Raw genomic sequence first — 19,988 nt, 5'->3', positions numbered from 1 at the left:
CCGCCGGTCAGTGGGTGGCCTGCCGTCCATTGTGGGAGTAGGTGAGGCAGTCGGCGTTGTCCGGGCCGGGGCCAACGTGGACTTCAGGCGCCTTGCACATGAGGTGGTCGTTGTGGATGCATTCTGCCCGCTGGCATGCGCCGACGCCGGCGAGGACCTTCGGAAGGCCACCGTGCGTGCCGGTGTCAATGAACGTGGCGCACGAGGCATGGTCTGTGGTGCCGGCCACCGTGATGGCCTCGGCATTACATTCGGAGTGGTCGTTGAAGGAGCAGTTGGTAACGCTGCAATCGGCTACATGCGTGCTCATGGGATTCCTCCAAGGTTCCGGACGCCCTGGCTGGGCGACTCGCTGTTCTCAACGTAGGCCCGATGCTCCGGATCAAAAAGACCCAATTGTGTTGCGTAATTGCACTGAGTGCGCACTCTCAATTTACCCTCCGGAACCCATGGACCACGCCGCGGGCCCCGTTCTAGACTGGCCTCACCCTCCACCTTTAAGGCCTGACGGCGTCGTCCGGCCTTTCAAGGGAATGCCCCGGAGGGCGCATCACATCACTCATGAATTCACCGCCGACCCTTCGCAGGGAAGGGTCCGTGACGCCAGGAGGAAAGAGATGGAAGGGAACAAAGCCGTTGCCTACAAGGGACCCGGCAAGGTGGAAGTCATTGATATCGACTACCCCACTTTTGAACTTAAGGACGGGCCGGGCGTAAACCCGGCCAACGTGGGGCGCAAGGTTCCCCACGGCGCAATTATCAAGACTGTGGCCACCAACATCTGCGGCTCTGACCAGCACATGGTCCGCGGCCGGACCACGGCGCCGCCGGACCTGGTGCTGGGCCACGAAATCACCGGTGAAGTGGTGGAGGTGGGGCCAGACGTCGAATTCATCAAGGTCGGGGACATCTGCTCGGTACCGTTCAATATTTCGTGCGGCCGGTGCCGGAACTGCAAGGAGCGAAAGACCGGCATTTGCCTGAACGTGAACCCGGACCGGCCGGGCAGCGCCTACGGCTACGTGGACATGGGCGGATGGGTGGGCGGCCAGGCGAATTATGTCCTGGTGCCGTACGCGGACTGGAACCTGCTCAAGTTCCCGGACAAGGACAAGGCCATGGAGAAGATCCTGGACCTTGCCATGCTCTCGGACATCTTCCCTACGGGCTTCCACGGCGCCGTGACGGCGGGGGTCGGCGTCGGCTCCACCGTATACGTCGCGGGTGCCGGTCCTGTTGGACTGGCAGCGGCGACGAGCGCGCTTCTGCTGGGTGCCGCCGTCGTAATAGTGGGTGACATGAACGGTGACCGGCTGGGGCAGGCCCGCAGCTTCGGCTGCGAGACGGTGGACCTCACCAAGGGCGGGCCCGGGGAGCAGATCGAACAGATCCTAGGCGTACCTGAGGTGGACTGCGCCGTGGATGCTGTGGGCTTTGAGGCGAAGGGCCACGGCCAGGGTGCAAAGGAGGCGCCGGCCACCGTCTTGAATTCGCTGATGGATATCACTGCAGCGGGCGGTGCTCTGGGCATTCCGGGGCTGTACGTGACAGGTGATCCGGGCGGCGTCGACGAGGCCGCCAAGAAGGGGGCGCTGAGCCTGAGCCTCGGCACGGGCTGGGCGAAGTCGCTGAGCTTCACCACGGGCCAGTGTCCGGTGATGAAGTACAACCGGCAGCTGATGATGGCCATCCTCAACGACCGCGTGCACATCGCCAAGAACGTCAACGCGAAGCCGATTCCGTTGGACGAAGCACCGAAGGGGTACGCCGAGTTCGACGCCGGCGCCGCCACCAAGTACGTGCTGAACCCGAACGGATACCTCAGCTGACGCAGAGGCAGCGAAGCGGGGCCGCATGCAGTTCCGGCCTGCAGGTTTGGCAGCCTGCGGCCCCCATTGCCGTCGTCGTGAAGTAGGGCCAGACTCATGGAACGACGGACCCAGCCGCAGGAGGAGATCCATGAACAGCCAGCCTGACGAAACACCGCTCGAAGTCCCGGAGGTCGACGCGTTCGAACAGCGCCAGTCGGCGGGCGGGGAGTCCGGGGACGAGGAACAGCGGCCGCTGCCTGAGGACGTTCCCGAGGCGGATGCCCTGGAGCAGCGGACGCCGCTTCGGTCCAACGGACCGGCCGCCGCGCCGGACCTTTCAGCGGAGGAAGCGGCCGAGGCCGACGCCATCGAGCAGGCCGCAGGCACACCCGGCAACGACGATGACGACTACCCGTTCGCGGGCGAGGTGCCGGAGGAAAGCTGAGCGGCGGCTACTTGCTTCCGGCTACTTGCCGCCGGCGACCGTCCCGCCGCACTGGGCCAGGACCGAGGCCATCGCGGCGCGTTCGGCCTGGGTCACCCACAGCTTGTACTTGGCCTTGACCGAAATCTGCCGCGCGACGTACGGGCAGCGGTAGGCGCGGCTGGCGGGCAGCCAGGTGGCGGCGTCGCCGTCGGACTTCTGCTGGTTGGCGGGGCCGGACGCGGCGAGCAGGTTGAGGGGATCGTTGGCGAAGGCGGTCCGCTGTGCCTTGCTGAGGCGCTGGGCGCCCTTCTGCCACGCATCGCTGAGGGCAACGACGTGGTCGATCTGGACCGCGCTGCTGGTTTTGTTCCCGCGGGTGAAGGCGATGGTGGTGGCCGTGTAGGGATCGGCGAGGGTGCCCGTCAGCACGACGCAGTTCTTGGTTCCGGGCTTGAACGTTGTGGATTTGAGGTCCCGGGCGAGGATGTCGTTGCGGGTGTCGCAGCCGTTGTGGTCCGTGTCCGACCAGGCCGGGCCGAACTCCTCCCGGTCGTAGCCGGTTTTCGGGGCGCGGCCCTTGACGGGGAGGGTAGCGAGGAGGTCGGCTGCTTTGACGGCGTAGCCTGGTGCGTTGCCGGCTGATACGCCCGGGACAGCGTCCGACGACGGCTGCCGGGTTGCGCTGATGGCCCCGCCACAGGCGGTGGTGGCCAGGATGACGGCGGCAAGGGCGCCGGCCGCAAACCAGTTCCTTTGGCGGGGTGGTGCTTGGTGCAAGGCGGTGTACTCCCGTGGCGCTGGCTGTCGATTCAACGATCGATCGTACTGGCCGGCGGGTTCGAGGCGGCGGTGCCACGCTGATGACGTCCTGAAACGCAGAGAGCCCCGCACTGCCTGACGGCATTGCGGGGCTTCTCCTAGCGGCAGGACCACCTCGGATGGGGGATACGCGGTGGGCCTGCTTCAAGGCTAGGGAAGTTTCCTGAAAATAAGCTAGGAGTCTGTGGTGAAGGTTCTCATCCTTGACTTCACGGCCGGGCTAAACCAGTGTTGAAATCGCACTGACCAGCAGGTTTTTCCTTCAAAGGAGATGCGTCATGACCCTTCCCGCAGGCCTGACCCCCGGTATTTGGACACTCGATATGTCCCACAGTGAGATCGGCTTCAGCGTACGGCACGCCGGAATCAGCAAGGTCCGCGGGCGGTTCCGGGAAGCAACCGCCGAGGCCCATGTGCGCGAGTCCCTGGCCGATTCCTCAGTGCACGCCACCGTGCGCACGGCCAGCTTCGATTCCGGTGACGCCAACCGCGACGCGCACGTGAAGGGGGAGGACTTCTTCGACGTCGCGAAATACCCGGAGATGACCTTCAAGGGCACGCACATCGACGGCGACGGCGAGGACTACACGCTGACGGGCGACCTCACCATCAAGGGCGTCACCAGGCCCGTTGAGCTGGAGGTTGAGTTCACCGGCGTGGCCGTCGACCCCTTCGGCGCCACCCGTGCGGGGTTCTCCGCCGAGGCTGAGATCAGCCGCAAGGAGTTCGGCCTGACCTGGAACGCCGCCCTCGAAGCCGGTGGCCTCCTGGTCAGCGACAAGGTAAAGATCAACCTTGAGGCTGCGCTGGTTAAGCAGGGATAAGCGAGTCAGCCAGGCCCGCCGGGACTGCTTGGGCCCACGCCGTCAGGGTTCCCTGGCCGAGCTTGCGAGGTTAGGGAGACGGTGGGGATTAAGAGAGCCGGGCGATGCTGCGCCTTATTGGGCGGGAGGTTGTGCCGTCCGAGAAGAGCTCGGGTGAGGATGCCTGGATGCGCTTGACGTCCTCGAAGACGCCGCGCAGGTGGACCCGCAGGGAGCTGTCGGCTTCGGGGCGGTTGTTGGCTTCGAGCGCGTCCACCACCGCGGTGTGCTGATCGATCAGGGTGGACACGGGGCGGGTGTCGATGAGGCTGAGCCGGCGGGCGCGGTCGAGGTGGGCCTTCGCCGAGTTGACCGCGGTCCAGGCGGATTCGTGCCCTGCCAGGCGGAGGAGTTCGCGGTGGAAGTCCTCGTCGAGCCGGAAGAACTCCTCGACGTCGCCAGCGGATTCCGCGTCCCGCTGCGCAGCCAGGATGTCGCGCAGTCCGGCCAGTCCGGAGGCGTCAACCACGGCATCCTTCAGTGACGCACATTCGATGGCCTCACGGACGAACTGGGCTTCGGCAACCCGGCCCAGATCCACGAGCGAGACGAACGAACCGATCTGCGGGAAGACCTGCACCAGGCCTTCTTCACGCAGCAGGATGAGGCTTTCACGCACGGGTGTCCGGCTGACACCGAGTTCCTGGGCGAGCTCGTTCTCGGACAAGGGCTCGCCCGGAGGGAGCTGCAGGGAGATGATGCGACGCCGGAGCGTATCCAGTGTCTGGTCCCGCACGGAAAGCCGCGGAGACTGCCCTTTTTCGGGTTTGCCGGTTGCCATGCATCCAGTGTAGCCATCGTTGACAAACTAGAATGGTAGTGCTTGTATGGTAGTCAGCAAGCGGCCGCAGGACAGCTCTCCTGTCCTCCCAACCGGCCACATTCAGGCAGAACTCTCCAACTCCCTTCTTCATCGCCTGCAAAGGAGCAACTGATGACCGAGAGCATCGCACCGCCCACCGCCAAAACCGAGACGAGGACCACCAGGGACCTCGCGAAGGTCGCCGTTTCCGGCTGGCTGGGTACGGCCATGGAATTCATGGACTTCCAGCTCTACTCGCTGGCCGCGGCCATCGTCTTCAACAAGATCTTCTTCCCCGACGTCAGCCCGGTCATCGGCCTCATCGCAGCGATGGCAACCTACGGCGTCGGCTACGTGGCCCGCCTGGTCGGCGCCGTGTACTTCGGCCGCATGGGCGACCGGATCGGCCGCAAGAAGGTCCTCTTCATCACCATCGCGCTGATGGGTGCGTCCACCACCCTCATCGGTGTGCTGCCCACCTACGCCATGGTCGGCATCTGGGCGCCCATCCTGCTCGTTGCGCTGCGCCTGATCCAGGGCTTCGGTGCCGGCGCGGAAATCGCCGGCGCCACCGTGATGCTGGCTGAATACGCCCCGGCCCGGCGCCGCGGCCTGATCTCCTCGCTCGTCTGCCTCGGCACCAACTCCGGCACCCTCGCGGCCTCCGCGCTGTGGGCAATCCTGGTGGCGGTACTTTCGGAGGACCAGCTGCTGACCTGGGGCTGGCGCCTGCCGTTCCTCGCCAGCTTCCTGCTGATGATCTTCGCTGTCTGGATCCGCCGCTCCCTCAAGGAGAGCCCGGTCTTCGAGCAGCGTGAGGACGTCGTCGACGGCGTCGCACTCGCCAAGCGCGACCTCACCGCCGAAGCAAACACCTCCGCAGTAAACGAAGCCAAGCACACCACGCAGCCCACCAGCACGATCGAAGCCGCGCTGCACCAGCGCAAGGGCAAGTCCTTCCTGATCGCCCTCGGCCTCCGCTTCGGACAGGCCGGAAACTCGGGCCTGATCCAGACCTTCCTCATCGGCTACCTCGCCACGGTTCTGCTCATGAACAAGTCCGTCGGCACCACGGCCATCATGATCGGCTCGATCATCGGCTTCGCCACCATCCCGCTGATCGGCATCCTGGGTGACCGCTTCGGCCGCCGGCCCCTGTACATCATCCTGAGCTCCGCCACCGCAGTCTTCGCGATTCCGATGATGCTCATGGTCACCAGCGGCAACCCGACTCTCGTCACCATTGCCGTCGTTGCCGGCCTGAACCTGGGCGTGCTGAGCCTCTTCTCGATGGAGAGCGTCACCATGGCCGAGTTCTTCGGGGCCCGGACGCGCTTCACCCAGCTCGCCCTGGCCAAGGAAATCGGCGGCATCCTGGCCACGGCCATCGGCCCGATCCTCGCCGCTACGCTCACTGCAGTCACCGGGCACTGGTGGCCGCTGGCCGCCATGCTCATCGGCTACTCGCTGATCACGCTGGTCTCCGCCGCCGTCGGCCCCGAGGTCCGTGGCCGCGACCTGGTCCGCCTGGAAGACGCCGCATGAAGGCAGTAGTCGTCCACGGCGCCAACGACCTCCGCATCGATGAACGGCCCGAGCCGGTTGCCGGTCCCGGAGAGGTAGTGCTCGACGTCGAATGGGGCGGCATCTGCGGCTCCGACCTTTCCTACTGGCGCCACGGCGCCTCCGGAACCGCGCAGCTGAAGTCCCCGCTCGTCCTCGGCCACGAGGTGGCCGGCCGGATCGCCCAACTGGGCGACGGCGTCGAAAACCTCGACGTCGGCCAGCCGGTCACGGTGCACCCCGCTGAACTGGTGGGGGACGGGATCATGCCGGAACGGCTCAGCGGCCGGACCAACCTGTACCCGAAGATCCGCTACTTCGGATCGGCGGCCTTCGATCCGCACACCGACGGCGGCTTCAGCGAGCGGAAGCTGGTCCGCGCATCGCAGATCCGTCCGCTTCCCGACGGCGTGGACACCCTCCGCGGGGCACTTGCTGAACCGCTCGCCGTCGCCCTTCACGCCGTGAAGCGGGCTGGTTCGCTCGCCGGCCGCGACGTGCTGGTCAACGGCGCCGGGCCGATCGGATCCCTGGTGATCGCGGCCGCCAAGTACGCCGGTGCGCGGACCGTCACCGCCACGGACATCAACGATGCCTCGCTGCGGATCGCAACCGCCATGGGCGCGGACGAGGTCCGCAACCTCTCCGACGGTGGAACGCTGCCGGAGGACGTCGAGCTCGTGTTCGAGGCCACTGGCATCCCGGCCGTGCTGGGCGGCATCCTCCGGGCCACCGCGCGGGGCGGCACGATCGTCCAGGTCGGGAACCTGCCCGGCGCACCCGCCCCGGCCGCCCTCGGGGACATCGTGACCCGGGAGATCACGTGGATCGGCTCCTACCGGTTCGCGGACGAGATCACCGACGCCCTCAAGGCGATGTCCGAAGGCCTGGACGTCTCACCCGTCATCACCCACAAGTTCGGCATCGACCAGGCCGCGGAAGCCATGCGGGTCTCAGCGGACCCGGCCGCCGGAAGCAGCAAGGTCATGCTCCGCCTCTCCTGACCCAACTGACTCGCAGTTGTTGTCGTTTTGAGGGCTCAAAACGACAACAACTGCCAGCTACTTGCAAGACCCGACTCCCAAAGGACCCCACCAGTGAAGATCACCGACGCACGAGTAGTGGTTTCGTCACCAGGACGGAATTACGTCACGCTCGTTATCGAAACCGAGGACGGGATTACCGGCATCGGCGACGCCACCCTCAACGGACGTGAACTGGCTGTAGCGTCCTACCTGTCCGAGCACCTCTGCCCGCTGCTGATCGGCCGCGACGCCCGCCGCATCGAGGATGCGTGGCAGTACTTCTACAAGGGCGCCTACTGGCGCCGCGGACCGGTGACCATGACAGCGACCGCCGCCATCGACGTCGCACTTTGGGACATCAAGGGCAAGGCTGCCGGCATGCCGGTGTACGAGCTGCTGGGCGGCGCGGCCCGCGAGGGCGTCATGGTCTACGGCCACGCCAGTGGCTCCACGCTGGAGGACCTCACTGCCGACTTCCAGCACCACCTGGACCTCGGCTACAGGGCCATCCGCGCGCAGGCGGCCGTGCCGGGGCTGGAGAAGACCTACGGGATCGCGCCCGTGGACGGCAAGACCTACGAGCCGGCCAGCGGCAACATCCCGCAGGAGGACCTGTGGGAGACGACGGCGTACCTGGACTTCGCGCCGAAGATGATGGCCCATGTGCGGGAACAGTTCGGCTACGGCGTGCATGTCCTGCACGACGTCCACCACCGGCTGACCCCGATCGAGGCCGGCCGCCTGGGCGCCTCGCTGGAGCCGTTCCGCCCGTTCTGGATCGAGGACCCGACGCCGGCCGAGGACCAGTCGGCGTTCCGCCTGATCCGCCAGCACACCACCACGCCGATCGCCGTGGGTGAGGTCTTCAACTCGATCTGGGACTGCCAGCAGCTGATCACCGAACGGCTCATTGACTACATCCGCACCTCGGTTTCGCACGCCGGCGGCATCACGCACCTGCGCCGCATCTTCTCGCTGGCGGACCTGTACGGCGTCCGCTCGGGCTCGCACGGCGCGGGCGACCTCTCGCCGGTGTCCTTCGCCGCGGCGCTGCATGTGGACATGAGCATCCCCAACTTCGGCGTCCAGGAATACATGGGCCACCGCGACCCCGCGAACGAGGTGTTCAAGACCTCCTACACCTTCACGGACGGTTACATGCACCCCGGCGACGCTCCGGGCATCGGCGTCGAGTTCGACGAGGAAGCCGCCGCGAGGTTCGCGTTCGACCCCAAGTACCTGCCCATCAACCGCCGCCTCGACGGGTCGGTGCATGACTGGTGACCAATTCGACTCAAACTCAGCCGTACGACGTCGTCGCCATGGGGGAGATCCTCCTCGAGGTGGCCACCGACGTCCCGTTCGGGCACGGCGTTCCGGCGCAGCTGGGCATCTCCGGCGACGCGCTGAACGTCGCGGCGGCTGCCGCTGCGGCCGGTGCCCGCACCGCGCTGCTGGCAGTACTGCCCGACGACGATCTTGGCCAGGCGGTCGCCGCCAGGATCGCTGAACTCGGCATCTCCACCGATCTTCTCAAGTTCCGGCCCGGCCAGCAGGGCGTGTACCTGGTGCACTGCGACCCCGACGGGCAGCGCGAGTTCTCCTACGCGCGCAGCGGCAGCGTCGGCTCCACGCTGGGGCCGGACGACGTCGACCCGGCCGTGTTTGCCGAGGCCGGCGCCGTGATTGCCGGCGGCATCGCCTGCGCCATCTCGGCTTCGTCCCGGGCCGCCGTTTACCGGGCCGCGGAGGTTGCCGGCCGGTTCGTCTTCGATCCGAACTACCGGCCGCGGCTCACGTCCGTGGAGGATGCGACGGCGGCCGTGGTTGAGCTGGCACCGAAGGCCTTCCTGGTGACCCCGTCGTTCCCGGGGGAGACGTCCGCCCTGCTGGGCACGTCCTCGCCTGCCGATGCGGCCGGGAGGCTGCGCTCGCTGGGCACCGCCAATGTCGCTGTGACCTGCGGGGCGGAGGGGATCCAGCTGGAGAGCGACAGAGCGTCTGCGTGGATCGACGCCATTCCCGCTCCGGCAGTGGTGGACCAGACCGGTGCGGGCGACGCCTTCGTGGGCACGCTGACCGCGCGGCTGGTCCTCGGCGACAGCCTTCCCGAGGCCGTGCGGTACGGCGCCGCCGCGGCGTCGCTCGTGGTGGGCGGCAGGGGCGGCACCGGCTTCATTCCCAGCTTCGAGCAGACCCGCGCCCACGCGCTGGGGCCGCAGACGGTGGGTGAGCGGACGGTGGAGACGCAGGGCCTGGAGACACCCGAAGGAGAGCTGTCATCGCACGCCTGAGCAGTGCCAACCTGAGCGCCGCCAACCTGAGCGCCGCCGACTTGGGCAGTAACCTGGGAGACGCAGCCGCGTTCCCGGGGGCTGGGCTCCGCGCCAACGGCCTGAAGCCCGGCATCGTGCACCTGGGCCTGGGGGCCTTCGCCCGCGCGCACACCGCTGTGTTCACCGAGAACGCCATGCTGGCCGCGGGGGAATCCAATTGGGGGATCACCGGCGTCACCCAGCGCTCGGATACCGTTGCCCGGCAGCTTGCCCCGCAGGACGGGCTGTTCACCGTGGCCGAACGGGGCGAGGGCGCGGCACCGCTCCGCGTGGTGTCCAGCATCGTGGACGCCATCTCCGGACGGGACAACCCGGCCGCCGTGGTGGACCTGATCGCGGCGCCCGAGACCCTGGTGGTCACGCTGACCATCACCGAGAAGGGCTACCGGATCGATCCGCACACCGGCTCGCTCAACCTCGCGGACGCCGATGTTCAGGCGGACCTGCAGGGGCGGGCGCCGCTCACGGCCATCGGCCAGATCGCCCGCGGGCTGCAGCAGCGTTCGCGCACCGGGGCCGGTCCGCTCACGGTGGTCTCGTGCGACAACCTTCCCGGCAACGGCGAACTCACCGGCACCCTGGTCCGTGCCTTCGCGGCAGCACTGCCGGCCGCCGAAGCCGAGCCGCTCACCGCCTGGCTGGACGCCAACGTCACGTTCCCCAGCACCATGGTGGACCGGATGGTACCGGCCACAACGGCGGGTGACCTGGACGCCGTCGAACGCGAACTTGGGCTGCGGGATGAGGCCGCCGTGGTGGCCGAGCCGTTCATGCAGTGGGTCATCGAGGACAACTTCGCCGCCGGCCGCCCGCGCTGGGAGGATGCCGGGGCCCTGTTCAGCAGCGACGTCGCGGCCTGGGAAGCGGCGAAGCTGCGGCTGCTGAACGCGAGCCACTCGCTGCTGGCCTACCTCGGCCTCGCCGCCGGCAAGGAGACCATCAGCGACGGCGTCGCCGAGGAAGCGTTCCACACCGCCGCCCGGCGCATGATGGCCGAGGACGTCCTGCCCACCATCACGCTTCCGGAGGGGCTCCATGCGGACGCTTACTGCGGCCAGGTGCTGGCCCGCTTCGCCAACCCCGCACTCGGCCACACCACGGCCAAGGTGGGCAGCGACGGGTCACAGAAGATCGGCCTGCGCCTGCTCAGCACCGTGCGCGGAAACCTCGACGCCGGCCGCGAACCCCGGTGGGCGGCGCTCGCCGTCGCTGCCTGGATGCGGCATGTTGCCACCACGCCCGCGGACGAACTGAACGACCCGCTGGCCGCCGAACTGCACGCGGCGCTGCCCGCCTCGCAGGACGCGGCCGACGTGGTCCCCGCCCTGCTGGGCGTGCGCAGCGTCTTCGATCCCGAACTCGCGGCGCACACCGGGTTCGCGGACCTCCTCATCCACTGGTACAGCATCATCGACACGCACGGGCTGGACGGCCTGAGAAAAGAGATCAACCATGGCTGACGCCACCAGCGTTCTGAACGTTTCCCCGGTCGTCCCCGTGGTGACCATCGAGGACCCGCAGCATGCGGTTCCCGTTGCCCGGGCACTGGCCGACGGCGGCGTCCGGATCATCGAGCTCACGCTCCGGACGGACACGGCGCTCACCTCGCTGAAGGTCATCGCCAACGAAGTGCCGGACATCCTGCTGGGCGCGGGCACCATCCTGACGCCCGGCCAGGCGGACGCTGCGGTGGCGGCAGGCGCAGAGTTCCTGGTGAGCCCGGGCGTGACGCCGGCGCTGCTGGACCACATGCTCTCCCTCGACGTGCCGGTGCTCCCGGGCGTGGCCACGGTGGGCGAGGTGATGGCCGTGCTGGAGCGCGGGCTGGACACCATGAAGTTCTTCCCGGCCGGTCCTGCCGGCGGCCCGCCGTACCTGGCGGCCATCGGCGCACCCGTCCCGCAGGTGACGTTCTGCCCCACCGGCGGCATCAGCCTGACCACCGCGCCGGATTACCTCAGGCTGCCCAACGTCAGCTGCGTCGGCGGAAGCTGGCTGACGCCGCGCGCCGCCGTCGAAAGCGGTGACTGGCAGCGGATCACTGAGCTGGCACGGGAAGCGGCAGGTCTGCGCACCTAGTATTCCGCCGACCTCCGAAACACCAACGCGGAGTCACTTACAGCCCAATAATGCCGCGGGATTGGGCTGTAAGTGACCTCGCGTTGCTTTTTGGAGGACTAATACTCTGCGGTAGCCACGCCCCGGTGGGCGGGCGTAGAGTCGGGAAAGACTGGTCTAAAAACCGGTCGCAGCCTGAACAGACGCACTACCAAAGGAGTTCATCATGAACTTGGGCAACATGATCAGGAATGCCGCAGGAAAACTCTCCGGACGGACCACCCACGGAACCACGGGCGGATACTCGAGGGGATACACGCGGGGCACCAGGCCCTACACCACGGGACGGACCTCTTCCATGGGTCGCGGCCGCACCGCGGAAGGAATCGGCAACAAGATCCGCCACTTCCTCCACAGGCACTGAGTTATTGGGCGCTGGATTGCCACTTCCGCGTCGCCATGACTGAATGGCACCGTGAGTGAACTGCACGGTGAACCCGCCGGTCAACAGGCCGCCGGCGATTTAGGGATCCACGGCGACGCACGACTTTTAGAACACATACGAAAGGCTCTGGGCCGCAGCCGGCCGGTGTTTGCCGCGGCCACTGTTTCCGCGAGGGAGGTTGCCGTGGCAAGCCACGGCGCCTCCCTTTCGGCTGACTTCGAGATCGGCTCCGTCTCCAAGGGGATCACCGGGCTGCTCTATGCCGACGCTTTGAGCCGCGGCGAGCTCGGCCCGGACACCATGCTGGGGGAGCGGCTGCCGCTCGGCGACTGCCCGGCGGCGGCGGTGACGCTGGCTTCACTGAGTACGCATTCCTCCGGGCTGCCGCGGCTGCCCCGTCAGGCGGGCACGCTCCGACGCACGCTTGCCCTGATGCTGCACGGCACCAATCCGTACGGCGAAACCCTCCCTGAATTGCTCGGCCAGGCCCGCACTGCCCAGCTGGGAGCCCCGCGGCCGCGCTACTCCAACTTCGGCTTCGAGCTCCTGGGCCACGCCGTCGCGGCCGGTGCCGGCCTGAGCTTCCAGGACCTTCTCCGCGAGCGGCTCGCGGGTCCGCTGGGGCTCGATTCTGTTTACGCGCCGGCCACTGCCGCTGCCGTGCGTCCGACGGCGGTCGCCGGCCGGAGCCGCTCGGGCCGGCTGATGCGGCCGTGGACCGGCGAGGCGGTTGCCCCGGCCGGCGGGATCCGGGCCTCGATCAGCGACATGGCCCGGCTGCTGCAGGCCCTGCTGGACGGCTTAGCCCCGGGTCTGGCCGCGCTGGATCCGGTGGCCAACTTCGCCGGGCCGGCCGCCCGCATCGGCGCAGGCTGGATGACCCTAAATGCGAAGGGCCGCGAGGTTACCTGGCACAACGGCGGCACCGGCGGTTTCCGCTCCTGGGTGGGCCTGGACCGGAAGGCGGGGACCGGCGTCGTACTTCTGACCGCAACAGCGGCATCCGTGGACCGCCACGGCTTCCGGCTCCTAGCGGAACTAACCGCCAAAACCTAAGAAAACACCAACGCGGGGTCACTTACAGCCCAATAAACCCTTCGGATTGGGCGCCAAGTGACCTCGCGTTGGTGTTGCGTGGCCCCGTTGCCGTTTGCGGACTTACTTCTCCCCGGCGCGCTCGAGGGCCTGGTCGTGCTCGGCGTGGGCCTGGCGGATCAGGTCCATGAACTCGGTCTGGTTCCGGATGAGCCGCTTGTACTTCTCCGGCAGCTTCTTCAGCTCCTGCTCCTCATGGACCAGCTTGTCGAAGATCCGCTCGCGCTCGGCAATGTCCGTCTCGTAGTTCAGGTCCACATACGTGGTGGCGTGCCGCCTGGCGCCGGAGACCATGGTCTTGGCCTTGCCCTTGGGGCTCAGGAGCGAGCCGATGATGGTGACGGCGAGGACGCCGAGGATCACGCTGAGCGACAGGCCGGTGCTGATTTCGACGACGTTGACATGTTCGCCGTCGTTGATGAACGGCAGGTTGTTCTCATGCAGGGCGTGCAGGATCAGCTTCACGCCGATGAAGCCGAGGATGGCGGCGAGCCCGTAGGAGAGGTAGATGAGCCGGTCGAGGAGTTCGTCGATCAGGAAGAACAGCTGCCGCAGGCCCATGAGCGAGAACGCCGTGGCCGTGAAGACGATGAACACGTTCTGCGTCAGGCCGAAGATGGCCGGGATGGAGTCCAGCGCGAAGAGGATGTCCGTAGCGCCGATGGCCACCATCACCAGGAGCATCGGGGTGAGGACCCTCTTGCCGTCCACCTCGGTGAAAAGCTTGTCGCCGTCGAAATGCTCCGAGGCGGGCAGGAACTTCTTGGCGAGCCGGACCACGAGGGTCTCGCTGTCGTCGTCGTGGTTGTCCGGCTTGAGCAGGTTGCCGGCGGTAATGAGCAGGATCAGACCGAAGATGTAGAACACCCAGGCGAAGCTGTTGATCAACGCGGCGCCGAGGAAGATGAAGCCGGTCCGGGCGAGCAGCGAGAAGACGATGCCGAACAGGAGCACCTTCTGCTGGTCGGCGCGCGGCACCTTGAAGCTGGACATGATGATCAGGAAGACGAAGAGGTTGTCCACACTCAGCGCCTTCTCGGTCACGTAGCCGGCGAAGTACTCGGTGCCCATTTTGGAGCCGCCGAAGATCCAGACGCCGAGGCCGAACACCAGGGCCATGCCCACATAGATGGCCGACCAGGTGGCGGATTCCTTCAGGGACGGGGTGTGGGCCTTGCGGACGTGGAAGAAGAAGTCGAAGGCCAGGAGCGCGACGATTCCGGCGATCGTGAGTATCCAGACGATAGTGGGAACTTCCATGCTGCCTCTTTCCTAGGCGCTGCGGCGGGCGTTGCGGGCGGGGCTTGCAGTCAAGCCTACCCACTGAGCTCCTTCCCTTAACCCAAGTGACTCGCAGTTGTTGTCGTTTTCAGCCCTCAAAACGACAACAACTGCGAGTCACTTAAGTTCCCGCGAAGCTGCGCTCAGCCGTACATCAGCGAGCCCGGCGTGGTGAGCTTTTCGCCGGTCTCGAGCCACGTCTTCAGACCGGAGAGGATCATCGGCCATCCGCCGTAGAGCTGTTCGTTGGCGCCTTCGCGGAGCTGGTCGTGCGTGACGGTGAGGTGGCAGGAGTCGTCGCCGACCGGCTCGATTTCCCAGGTGACGCGGGAAGTGCCCTCGGCCTTGACGTCCTCGCCCCAGAGCGCGCGCATGGTCTGCACCAGCCGGCGCGGGGGATCGACCTCAAGGTTCTCGCCCTCGCCCAGCAGTTCCCCTGCCCTGGGGTTGCCCATCTCGAAGCGGGAGCCCGGCGTCCAGTCCGACTTCAGCGTGTTGCCGAACTGGTACTTGCTGCGGATGTCGCTGTCCGTGATGGCTTCCCAGAGCCGTTCCGGCGTGGTCTTGATGTAGATTTCGAAGATCTTTTCCATGGGACTTTCCAATCGGGTCTTGAGGTCGCTAAGCGCAGCGGCCCATGGTTCTGCATATTTGCTCACCCACCGGTCGTGGACGAGCCTGATGGGCACCGGATTGAGGAAGTGCAGTTTCTCGCGGCCGCGGCGCCGGGTCACCACGAGGCCCGCCTCTTCCAGGATCTTCAGGTGCTTCATGACGCCGAACCGGGTGATCTCGAACCGTGACTCCAGCGCGCTGAGGGTCTGGCCGTCCTCGAGGAAGAGTGCGTCCAGCAGGTCCCGGCGGATGGGGTCGGCGAGGGCCTTGAATACGGCGTCCACACGATCAGGATAGGTGACCATTTGGTCACATGTCAACGGGTCTGCGGGTCACCCCAAGTAGCTCGCAGTTGTTGTCGTTTTGAGGCTCCAAAACGACAACAACTGCGAGCCAGTTGGGTCGGGACGGGACAGCACGACGGCGTCACGTTGCCAGCGTCAGCAGCTTCCCCTCGGTCACGGCCTGGCGGGAGAGCGTCTTGTAGCCCTCCTGCTCGAACAGCACGGTGATCACGTCCTCCTCGTGCCGCATCACGATGCCCGCGCCCCACTCCTTGTGCACCACAGCGGCCTGGAGCGGGAAGGGTTCCCCGCCCGCGGCGGCCGCGGCGCCGTCGTAATCCTCTTCGTACGCGGAGCCGTCGGCGCAGTTGTCACAGTTGCCGCACGGCTCGGGCAGGTCTTCGCCGAAGTAGCCAAGCAGGAACTGGCGCCGGCAGGCGTCCGTCTCCGCGTACCCGCGAGCCATCTCGATCCGCGATCGGTCCACGCGCTGGCGTGCTTCGGCGAGCTCGACGGCGTGTTCCACCACCCTGGGCAGCTTGGCGCCGGGTTCCAGCCGGACTCCGCGTTTGAGGGCCTTCACGGAACGGGTCTCAAGCAGTTCGTTCAGCACCCCGGTGAGCCGGCGGCCGGGGATGCCGGTCTGTTCGGCGAGCGCCTTCTGGGTGACCGGACCGTCGGCGGCGCGCAGGGCGGTCAGGACGGCGAGCAGCGCGTCCTCGTCCGGCTTGTGGGTGCCGAAGAACTTGCGGAGTCCGAGGTCCTCGGGACGATAGTGCAGCACGGCGGAGGCGGGCTGGCCATCGCGGCCGGAGCGCCCGATCTCCTGGTAGTACGCGTCGAGGGACTCGGGGATATCGGCGTGGATGACGAAACGGACGTTGGGCTTGTCGATGCCCATGCCGAAGGCGGTGGTTGCCACCACGACGTCGAGCTCGTCGTCGAGGAACTGCTCGTGCACCTCGTCCCGCTCGCTCTGCTTCCGGCCAGCGTGGTACGCGGCGGCGCGCAGCCCGTGCTCGGCGAGTTCGGCCGCGTAAGTTTCGGTGTCCTTGCGGGTGGCGGCGTAGAGCAGCCCGGGCCCCTTGAGTTCGGCCACCTGCTGCACGACGGCGCGCTCCTTGTCTCGCTCCTCGAGGTGCCGGACGACGTCGAGCCGGATGTTGGGCCGGTCGAAGCCGTGGACCAGCACGAGCGGGTCCTTCATGCGGAGGCGCTGCTGGATCTCGTCACGGACCGGGGGAGAAGCGGTGGCAGTCAGGGCGGCGACCGGCGGGTTGCCGAGCTGCCCGCGCACCTCGCCCAGCCGCAGGTAGTCGGGGCGGAAGTCGTGCCCCCAGGACGAAACGCAGTGGGCCTCGTCCACCGCGAACAGCGCCACGTCCATGGCCGCGAGCCGCTCCACCGTCTCGGTCTTGGCCAGCTGCTCGGGCGCGAGGAAGAGGAACGCGGCATCGCCCCGCTCGGCCGCCTCCCACGCATCCTCCACCTCGGAATCCTTCCGGCCCGAGTTGATGGCGACGGCGGACTCCCCGCCCAGGTTCTCCAGCAGGCCGTCCAGCTGGTCCTCCTGCAGCGCAATCAACGGGGAAACCACGACGGCGGGACCGCGCCTTGCGCTGCTGGCGCCGGGCTCGTCGGGGTGCTCCGCGCCGCCGTGCCCGCCGTGGATGAGGCCGGCATGAATGAACAGCGCGGCAACCTGGTAGATGGCTGACTTGCCGTAGCCGGTCGGCATCACCGCGAGGACGTCACGCCCGGACGCGAGGGCCGTCATTCCGGCCAGCTGGCCGTCGCGGAGGTGTGGCAGGCCGAGCCTGTCGGCGGCGATGCGGCGCAGGGCGGCGACGGCATCTGGGCTTTCGGTACCGGTGCATTCGGCTGCGGTATTTCCGGTTTCAGCACTTCCGGTGCTGGGGGCGAGGGCTTCGGTCATGGTGGCGGCTCCCTAGGGGCGTTCCAAGGCCGGGTGTCTTCAGCCGTGGAATCCACCCTAATGCGCGGCCCGGCCCCAGTGCGAGGCCCGCCCGACGTCATGTCCCCTTTGCCCATGCCCCGCCAGCCAGCCGGCAGGTCAGTACGTCAGTGGGAATGGACCCCTCTGGCAGCGGTCTGGAACCGGGTGTGGGAGTGGATCCGCGTGGTCGCGTGGGCAACCCTCGACTTGGGGATGATGATCTCCCCGTGGCCGCCCCGGCTCATGTCGCGGATGAGGCCGGTGCCGGCCACCTCCCTGGTCCAGGAAATCCCGGCGACGGCAGCCTCTTTGGTGGGGTACTTCACCGAGACCGCCACCAGGCTGCCCGCCCCGTCCAGAAGCCTGACGCGGAAGCCGCCGTCCGGGGCATCGGTAATTTCAAAGTATCCGGCCATGTCAAACCTCTTCGTTCGTTGCTGGTTTGGGCATGTCCCCCGAGTCTATTTTGGACCTTTCCCGCCCGGAAGGACCGTCCCCGCGGCTCCCGAATTTCGGGAAGCAACTGACCATTGAAGCCCCAAATCGGCAGGAGGACAATGCAACTGCCATATGTGGCCACAACCGCAAAGGAGACGGAGATGGCTGGCGGAAACGGACTGATCAAGCGTTTTTACGACGAGGTGCTGACGGGCGGAAACCTGGCGGTCATCGACGAGATGGTGGCGGACGACGTCGTCGACCACGAGGAGGGGCTCCCCGGCCAGCCACCGGGCAAGGAGGGAGTGAAGTTCTACGTGAATGCGGTCCGGACGGCGTTTCCGGACCTCGCGGTGAAGACCAGCGAGCCGGCGCTCGCCGACGGCGACCTCGAGGCCGCCCACGTGATCCTGACCGGAACACACCAGGGCGACTTCGCGGGCGTCCCGGCCACCGGCAAGTCGGTGGAATTCTCGGGTATCGACATCATCCGCGTGCAGGACGGAAAGGTGGCCGAACACTGGGGATCGACGGACACGCTGAGCCTCATGCAGCAGATCGGAGCCGTGCCAAAGTAGGCCGGCTTAGCTGACCGCACAGAAACAAAAGGACGACGACGGCGGGCGGCGGCCGCCGTCGTCGTACGTCTTTGCGGCGCGCCGTCCGGGACGCGCCGTGGCGTCCCCGTGTGCCATCCGGAAGCCCTGTATCATCCCTTATGGGGGCGGTGACGTCAAAGCGTCAAACTGGGGGACAGCAGCATATGTGCAAGCCATAAAGCCTTAAGTAGACGGGCTTCTTGAAGCCATGTGCCACACCCTTTCCGCACCACACCCTTCCGCACTGCCCACCTCACTCTTCCTCCGCCACCTCGGCGACCCCTGCCGTCGCCTGCCCTGAAAGGACCGCAATGAGCCACCCCGGCCCAACCCCGCCGCCGCCCTCCGACTACACCACTTACGGCGCGCCGCAGTACGCGAACGGGCAGCTGTTGGACGGGCAGAACGCTGGGCAGGCGTATCCGGGGCAGTATGGGGTGTTCCCGGGGCAGTATGGGGCGGAGCCGCAGAAGTCCTTCCTGGTCACCTGGCTGTTCTCCCTGCTGCTGGGCGGCCTGGGCGTGGACCGCTTCTACCTCGGCAAGATCGGCACGGGCATCGCCAAGCTGCTGACGTTGGGTGGCCTGGGCTGGTGGTCCCTCGTGGACCTGATCATCACGCTGGCAGGGAAGCAGACGGACAAGAACCGCCGGCCGCTGGCAGGGTATGCGCAGCACAAGAACGTGGCCGTTGTGGTCACCGTGGCCTATGTGGTGGTCAGCCTGGTGATCGGCGTGTTCGTTGGAATTGCCACTGCCGCTCTTGTCCGGCAGGCCGCCACCCCGCCGATCATCTCTGCGGCACCTGTCACGCAGGAGAGTGCCGCCGGTTCGTCCGCTGCACCGGAAAGCACCGAGGAGGCAGCCGCCGGGGAGGACCGGCCGCACCTCGAAGCCAAGACGCTGACCGGCACGGGCGACGCCGTCAAGACGGTTGACCTCAAGGGGCTACCGGCGGTCGTGACCTTCACGTGCAAGGCCTGCACCGGCAATACCGCCCTGGAGACCAACGGCGCCGAGATCCTGCTGGTCAACACCACCGGCGCCTACGCTGGTTCGCACCTGGTCGACACCAGCGCCGGCACGCCCACCACCGAATTCAACATCAGCGCCGACTCCGCGTGGACCCTCAAGATCGAGGACATCGACAGCGTCCCGTCCTCCACGGAAAAGGTCAGCGGCCACGGCGACAGGGTCCTGTACTGGGATGTGGCCAGCGACAAGGCAGCCATCACCAACAAGGGTGAGGGCACCTTCGTGGTGCAGGGCTTCGGCAACGAGGTTCCCGAGCTCGCCGTCAACAAGATCGGCGATTACAGCGGCACCGTGACGCTCACCCCCGGCTTCGTCCAGGTGAACTCCGACGGCGACTGGACCATCGCGGTCAAGTAGCGTTCTACTCCTCCCGACACGAAGGCCCCACGGGACCCGGCACCATGCCCGGTCCCGCGGGGCCTTTTGCATGCCGCCCACCCAACTGACTGGCAGTTGTTGTCGTTATGGGCCCTCAAAACGACAACAACTGCGAGTCACTTGGGGTCGTCACCGACCAGGAACGAGCCGGCCGATGT

The 19,988-nt window shown here is 67.0% G+C and carries 20 protein-coding genes; 13 read left to right on the top strand and 7 right to left on the bottom strand.

Going from position 1 to position 19,988, the window contains the following annotated elements:
* Nucleotides 1–7: 7 nt before the first annotated feature.
* Nucleotides 8–310 (bottom strand): DUF1540 domain-containing protein, encoded by a 303-nt coding sequence (locus tag ACFVTE_RS15240; RefSeq protein WP_387101700.1) that lies wholly within the window; start codon nucleotides 308–310, stop codon nucleotides 8–10.
* A gap of 307 nt (nucleotides 311–617) precedes the next feature.
* Between ACFVTE_RS15240 and fdhA the strand changes: the two genes are divergently transcribed.
* Nucleotides 618–1,829, top strand: a complete 1,212-nt coding sequence (fdhA, locus tag ACFVTE_RS15235; RefSeq protein ID WP_387101698.1) for a formaldehyde dehydrogenase, glutathione-independent — start codon at nucleotides 618–620, stop codon at nucleotides 1,827–1,829.
* A 130-nt stretch (nucleotides 1,830–1,959) separates the two neighbouring features.
* Entirely contained in the window at nucleotides 1,960–2,256 is a 297-nt protein-coding gene (locus tag ACFVTE_RS15230; RefSeq protein ID WP_387101696.1) for a hypothetical protein, read from the top strand.
* Between the two features lie 21 nt (nucleotides 2,257–2,277).
* Here the strand turns inward: ACFVTE_RS15230 and ACFVTE_RS15225 are convergent, their stop codons facing one another.
* Nucleotides 2,278–3,015, bottom strand: coding sequence for a DUF1524 domain-containing protein (locus ACFVTE_RS15225; RefSeq protein ID WP_387101694.1), 738 nt, complete (start codon nucleotides 3,013–3,015; stop codon nucleotides 2,278–2,280).
* A gap of 320 nt (nucleotides 3,016–3,335) precedes the next feature.
* Between ACFVTE_RS15225 and ACFVTE_RS15220 the strand changes: the two genes are divergently transcribed.
* On the top strand, nucleotides 3,336–3,881 hold the full coding sequence (locus tag ACFVTE_RS15220; protein WP_387101692.1) for a YceI family protein: 546 nt from the start codon (nucleotides 3,336–3,338) through the stop codon (nucleotides 3,879–3,881).
* A gap of 88 nt (nucleotides 3,882–3,969) precedes the next feature.
* Here ACFVTE_RS15220 and ACFVTE_RS15215 read toward each other — a convergent pair whose 3' ends face one another.
* The gene (locus tag ACFVTE_RS15215) at nucleotides 3,970–4,701 is read right to left on the bottom strand and encodes a GntR family transcriptional regulator (protein WP_387101690.1); all 732 of its coding nucleotides are present in this window, start codon (nucleotides 4,699–4,701) and stop codon (nucleotides 3,970–3,972) included.
* Between the two features lie 153 nt (nucleotides 4,702–4,854).
* Here ACFVTE_RS15215 and ACFVTE_RS15210 point away from each other — a divergent pair, with 153 nt between their 5' ends.
* From ACFVTE_RS15210 to ACFVTE_RS15175, 8 genes are all read left to right on the top strand, one after another.
* The gene (locus ACFVTE_RS15210) at nucleotides 4,855–6,267 is read left to right on the top strand and encodes an MFS transporter (RefSeq protein WP_387101688.1); all 1,413 of its coding nucleotides are present in this window, start codon (nucleotides 4,855–4,857) and stop codon (nucleotides 6,265–6,267) included.
* Nucleotides 6,264–7,289: an L-idonate 5-dehydrogenase gene (locus ACFVTE_RS15205; protein ID WP_387101686.1), complete on the top strand. Its 1,026-nt coding sequence runs from the start codon at nucleotides 6,264–6,266 to the stop codon at nucleotides 7,287–7,289. Before ACFVTE_RS15210 ends, ACFVTE_RS15205 begins: the two co-directional genes overlap by 4 nt.
* Before the next feature lie 93 nt (nucleotides 7,290–7,382).
* Nucleotides 7,383–8,594, top strand: a complete 1,212-nt coding sequence (manD, locus tag ACFVTE_RS15200) for a D-mannonate dehydratase ManD (RefSeq protein ID WP_387101684.1) — start codon at nucleotides 7,383–7,385, stop codon at nucleotides 8,592–8,594.
* A 38-nt stretch (nucleotides 8,595–8,632) separates the two neighbouring features.
* Nucleotides 8,633–9,604 (top strand): sugar kinase, encoded by a 972-nt coding sequence (locus ACFVTE_RS15195; protein ID WP_387101900.1) that lies wholly within the window; start codon nucleotides 8,633–8,635, stop codon nucleotides 9,602–9,604.
* A 116-nt stretch (nucleotides 9,605–9,720) separates the two neighbouring features.
* Nucleotides 9,721–11,106, top strand: coding sequence for a mannitol dehydrogenase family protein (locus ACFVTE_RS15190; RefSeq protein ID WP_387101898.1), 1,386 nt, complete (start codon nucleotides 9,721–9,723; stop codon nucleotides 11,104–11,106).
* Nucleotides 11,099–11,725: a bifunctional 4-hydroxy-2-oxoglutarate aldolase/2-dehydro-3-deoxy-phosphogluconate aldolase gene (eda, locus tag ACFVTE_RS15185; protein ID WP_387101682.1), complete on the top strand. Its 627-nt coding sequence runs from the start codon at nucleotides 11,099–11,101 to the stop codon at nucleotides 11,723–11,725. The genes ACFVTE_RS15190 and eda overlap by 8 nt, the downstream gene beginning before the upstream one ends.
* Nucleotides 11,726–11,930: 205 nt before the next feature.
* Nucleotides 11,931–12,128: a hypothetical protein gene (locus tag ACFVTE_RS15180; protein ID WP_387101680.1), complete on the top strand. Its 198-nt coding sequence runs from the start codon at nucleotides 11,931–11,933 to the stop codon at nucleotides 12,126–12,128.
* A 204-nt stretch (nucleotides 12,129–12,332) separates the two neighbouring features.
* A complete protein-coding gene (locus tag ACFVTE_RS15175; RefSeq protein WP_387101678.1) occupies nucleotides 12,333–13,205 on the top strand; it encodes a serine hydrolase domain-containing protein in 873 nt (290 codons plus the stop codon).
* Nucleotides 13,206–13,307: 102 nt separating this feature from the next.
* Here ACFVTE_RS15175 and ACFVTE_RS15170 read toward each other — a convergent pair whose 3' ends face one another.
* The 4 genes from ACFVTE_RS15170 to ACFVTE_RS15155 all read right to left on the bottom strand — a co-directional run bounded on the left by ACFVTE_RS15170 (nucleotide 13,308) and on the right by ACFVTE_RS15155 (nucleotide 17,797).
* Nucleotides 13,308–14,504, bottom strand: a complete 1,197-nt coding sequence (locus ACFVTE_RS15170) for a TerC family protein (protein ID WP_387101677.1) — start codon at nucleotides 14,502–14,504, stop codon at nucleotides 13,308–13,310.
* 164 nt (nucleotides 14,505–14,668) lie between these two features.
* Nucleotides 14,669–15,424 (bottom strand): ArsR/SmtB family transcription factor, encoded by a 756-nt coding sequence (locus ACFVTE_RS15165; protein ID WP_387101676.1) that lies wholly within the window; start codon nucleotides 15,422–15,424, stop codon nucleotides 14,669–14,671.
* A gap of 142 nt (nucleotides 15,425–15,566) precedes the next feature.
* A complete protein-coding gene (locus ACFVTE_RS15160; RefSeq protein WP_387101674.1) occupies nucleotides 15,567–17,360 on the bottom strand; it encodes a RecQ family ATP-dependent DNA helicase in 1,794 nt (597 codons plus the stop codon).
* Between the two features lie 146 nt (nucleotides 17,361–17,506).
* Nucleotides 17,507–17,797 carry a YegP family protein gene (locus ACFVTE_RS15155; protein ID WP_387101672.1) on the bottom strand — a complete coding sequence of 97 codons (291 nt, stop codon included), beginning with the start codon at nucleotides 17,795–17,797 and terminating at the stop codon, nucleotides 17,507–17,509.
* A gap of 183 nt (nucleotides 17,798–17,980) precedes the next feature.
* Between ACFVTE_RS15155 and ACFVTE_RS15150 the strand changes: the two genes are divergently transcribed.
* Both ACFVTE_RS15150 and ACFVTE_RS15145 read left to right on the top strand, forming a co-directional pair.
* Nucleotides 17,981–18,397 carry an ester cyclase gene (locus ACFVTE_RS15150; RefSeq protein ID WP_387101670.1) on the top strand — a complete coding sequence of 139 codons (417 nt, stop codon included), beginning with the start codon at nucleotides 17,981–17,983 and terminating at the stop codon, nucleotides 18,395–18,397.
* Nucleotides 18,398–18,729: 332 nt separating this feature from the next.
* On the top strand, nucleotides 18,730–19,809 hold the full coding sequence (locus ACFVTE_RS15145) for a TM2 domain-containing protein (protein ID WP_387101668.1): 1,080 nt from the start codon (nucleotides 18,730–18,732) through the stop codon (nucleotides 19,807–19,809).
* Nucleotides 19,810–19,988: the final 179 nt, after the last annotated feature.

The sequence above is a fragment of the Arthrobacter sp. NPDC058097 genome, from assembly GCF_042884885.1.
In the GTDB taxonomy this organism is placed as follows: Bacteria; Actinomycetota; Actinomycetes; order Actinomycetales; family Micrococcaceae; genus Arthrobacter.
This window is presented reverse-complemented; position numbering and strand designations above follow the sequence as displayed.

Bases quoted from the DNA above. Each gene is read 5' to 3' on its own strand.
- ACFVTE_RS15240 (WP_387101700.1), bottom strand. From the start codon at position 310: ATGAGCACGCATGTAGCCGATTGCAGCGTTACCAACTGCTCCTTCAAC.
- fdhA (WP_387101698.1), top strand. From the start codon at position 618: ATGGAAGGGAACAAAGCCGTTGCCTACAAGGGACCCGGCAAGGTGGAA.
- ACFVTE_RS15230 (WP_387101696.1), top strand. From the start codon at position 1,960: ATGAACAGCCAGCCTGACGAAACACCGCTCGAAGTCCCGGAGGTCGAC.
- ACFVTE_RS15220 (WP_387101692.1), top strand. From the start codon at position 3,336: ATGACCCTTCCCGCAGGCCTGACCCCCGGTATTTGGACACTCGATATG.
- ACFVTE_RS15215 (WP_387101690.1), bottom strand. From the start codon at position 4,701: ATGGCAACCGGCAAACCCGAAAAAGGGCAGTCTCCGCGGCTTTCCGTG.
- ACFVTE_RS15210 (WP_387101688.1), top strand. From the start codon at position 4,855: ATGACCGAGAGCATCGCACCGCCCACCGCCAAAACCGAGACGAGGACC.
- ACFVTE_RS15205 (WP_387101686.1), top strand. From the start codon at position 6,264: ATGAAGGCAGTAGTCGTCCACGGCGCCAACGACCTCCGCATCGATGAA.
- ACFVTE_RS15195 (WP_387101900.1), top strand. From the start codon at position 8,633: ATGGGGGAGATCCTCCTCGAGGTGGCCACCGACGTCCCGTTCGGGCAC.
- eda (WP_387101682.1), top strand. From the start codon at position 11,099: ATGGCTGACGCCACCAGCGTTCTGAACGTTTCCCCGGTCGTCCCCGTG.
- ACFVTE_RS15180 (WP_387101680.1), top strand. From the start codon at position 11,931: ATGAACTTGGGCAACATGATCAGGAATGCCGCAGGAAAACTCTCCGGA.
- ACFVTE_RS15170 (WP_387101677.1), bottom strand. From the start codon at position 14,504: ATGGAAGTTCCCACTATCGTCTGGATACTCACGATCGCCGGAATCGTC.
- ACFVTE_RS15160 (WP_387101674.1), bottom strand. From the start codon at position 17,360: ATGACCGAAGCCCTCGCCCCCAGCACCGGAAGTGCTGAAACCGGAAAT.
- ACFVTE_RS15155 (WP_387101672.1), bottom strand. From the start codon at position 17,797: ATGGCCGGATACTTTGAAATTACCGATGCCCCGGACGGCGGCTTCCGC.
- ACFVTE_RS15150 (WP_387101670.1), top strand. From the start codon at position 17,981: ATGGCTGGCGGAAACGGACTGATCAAGCGTTTTTACGACGAGGTGCTG.
- ACFVTE_RS15145 (WP_387101668.1), top strand. From the start codon at position 18,730: ATGAGCCACCCCGGCCCAACCCCGCCGCCGCCCTCCGACTACACCACT.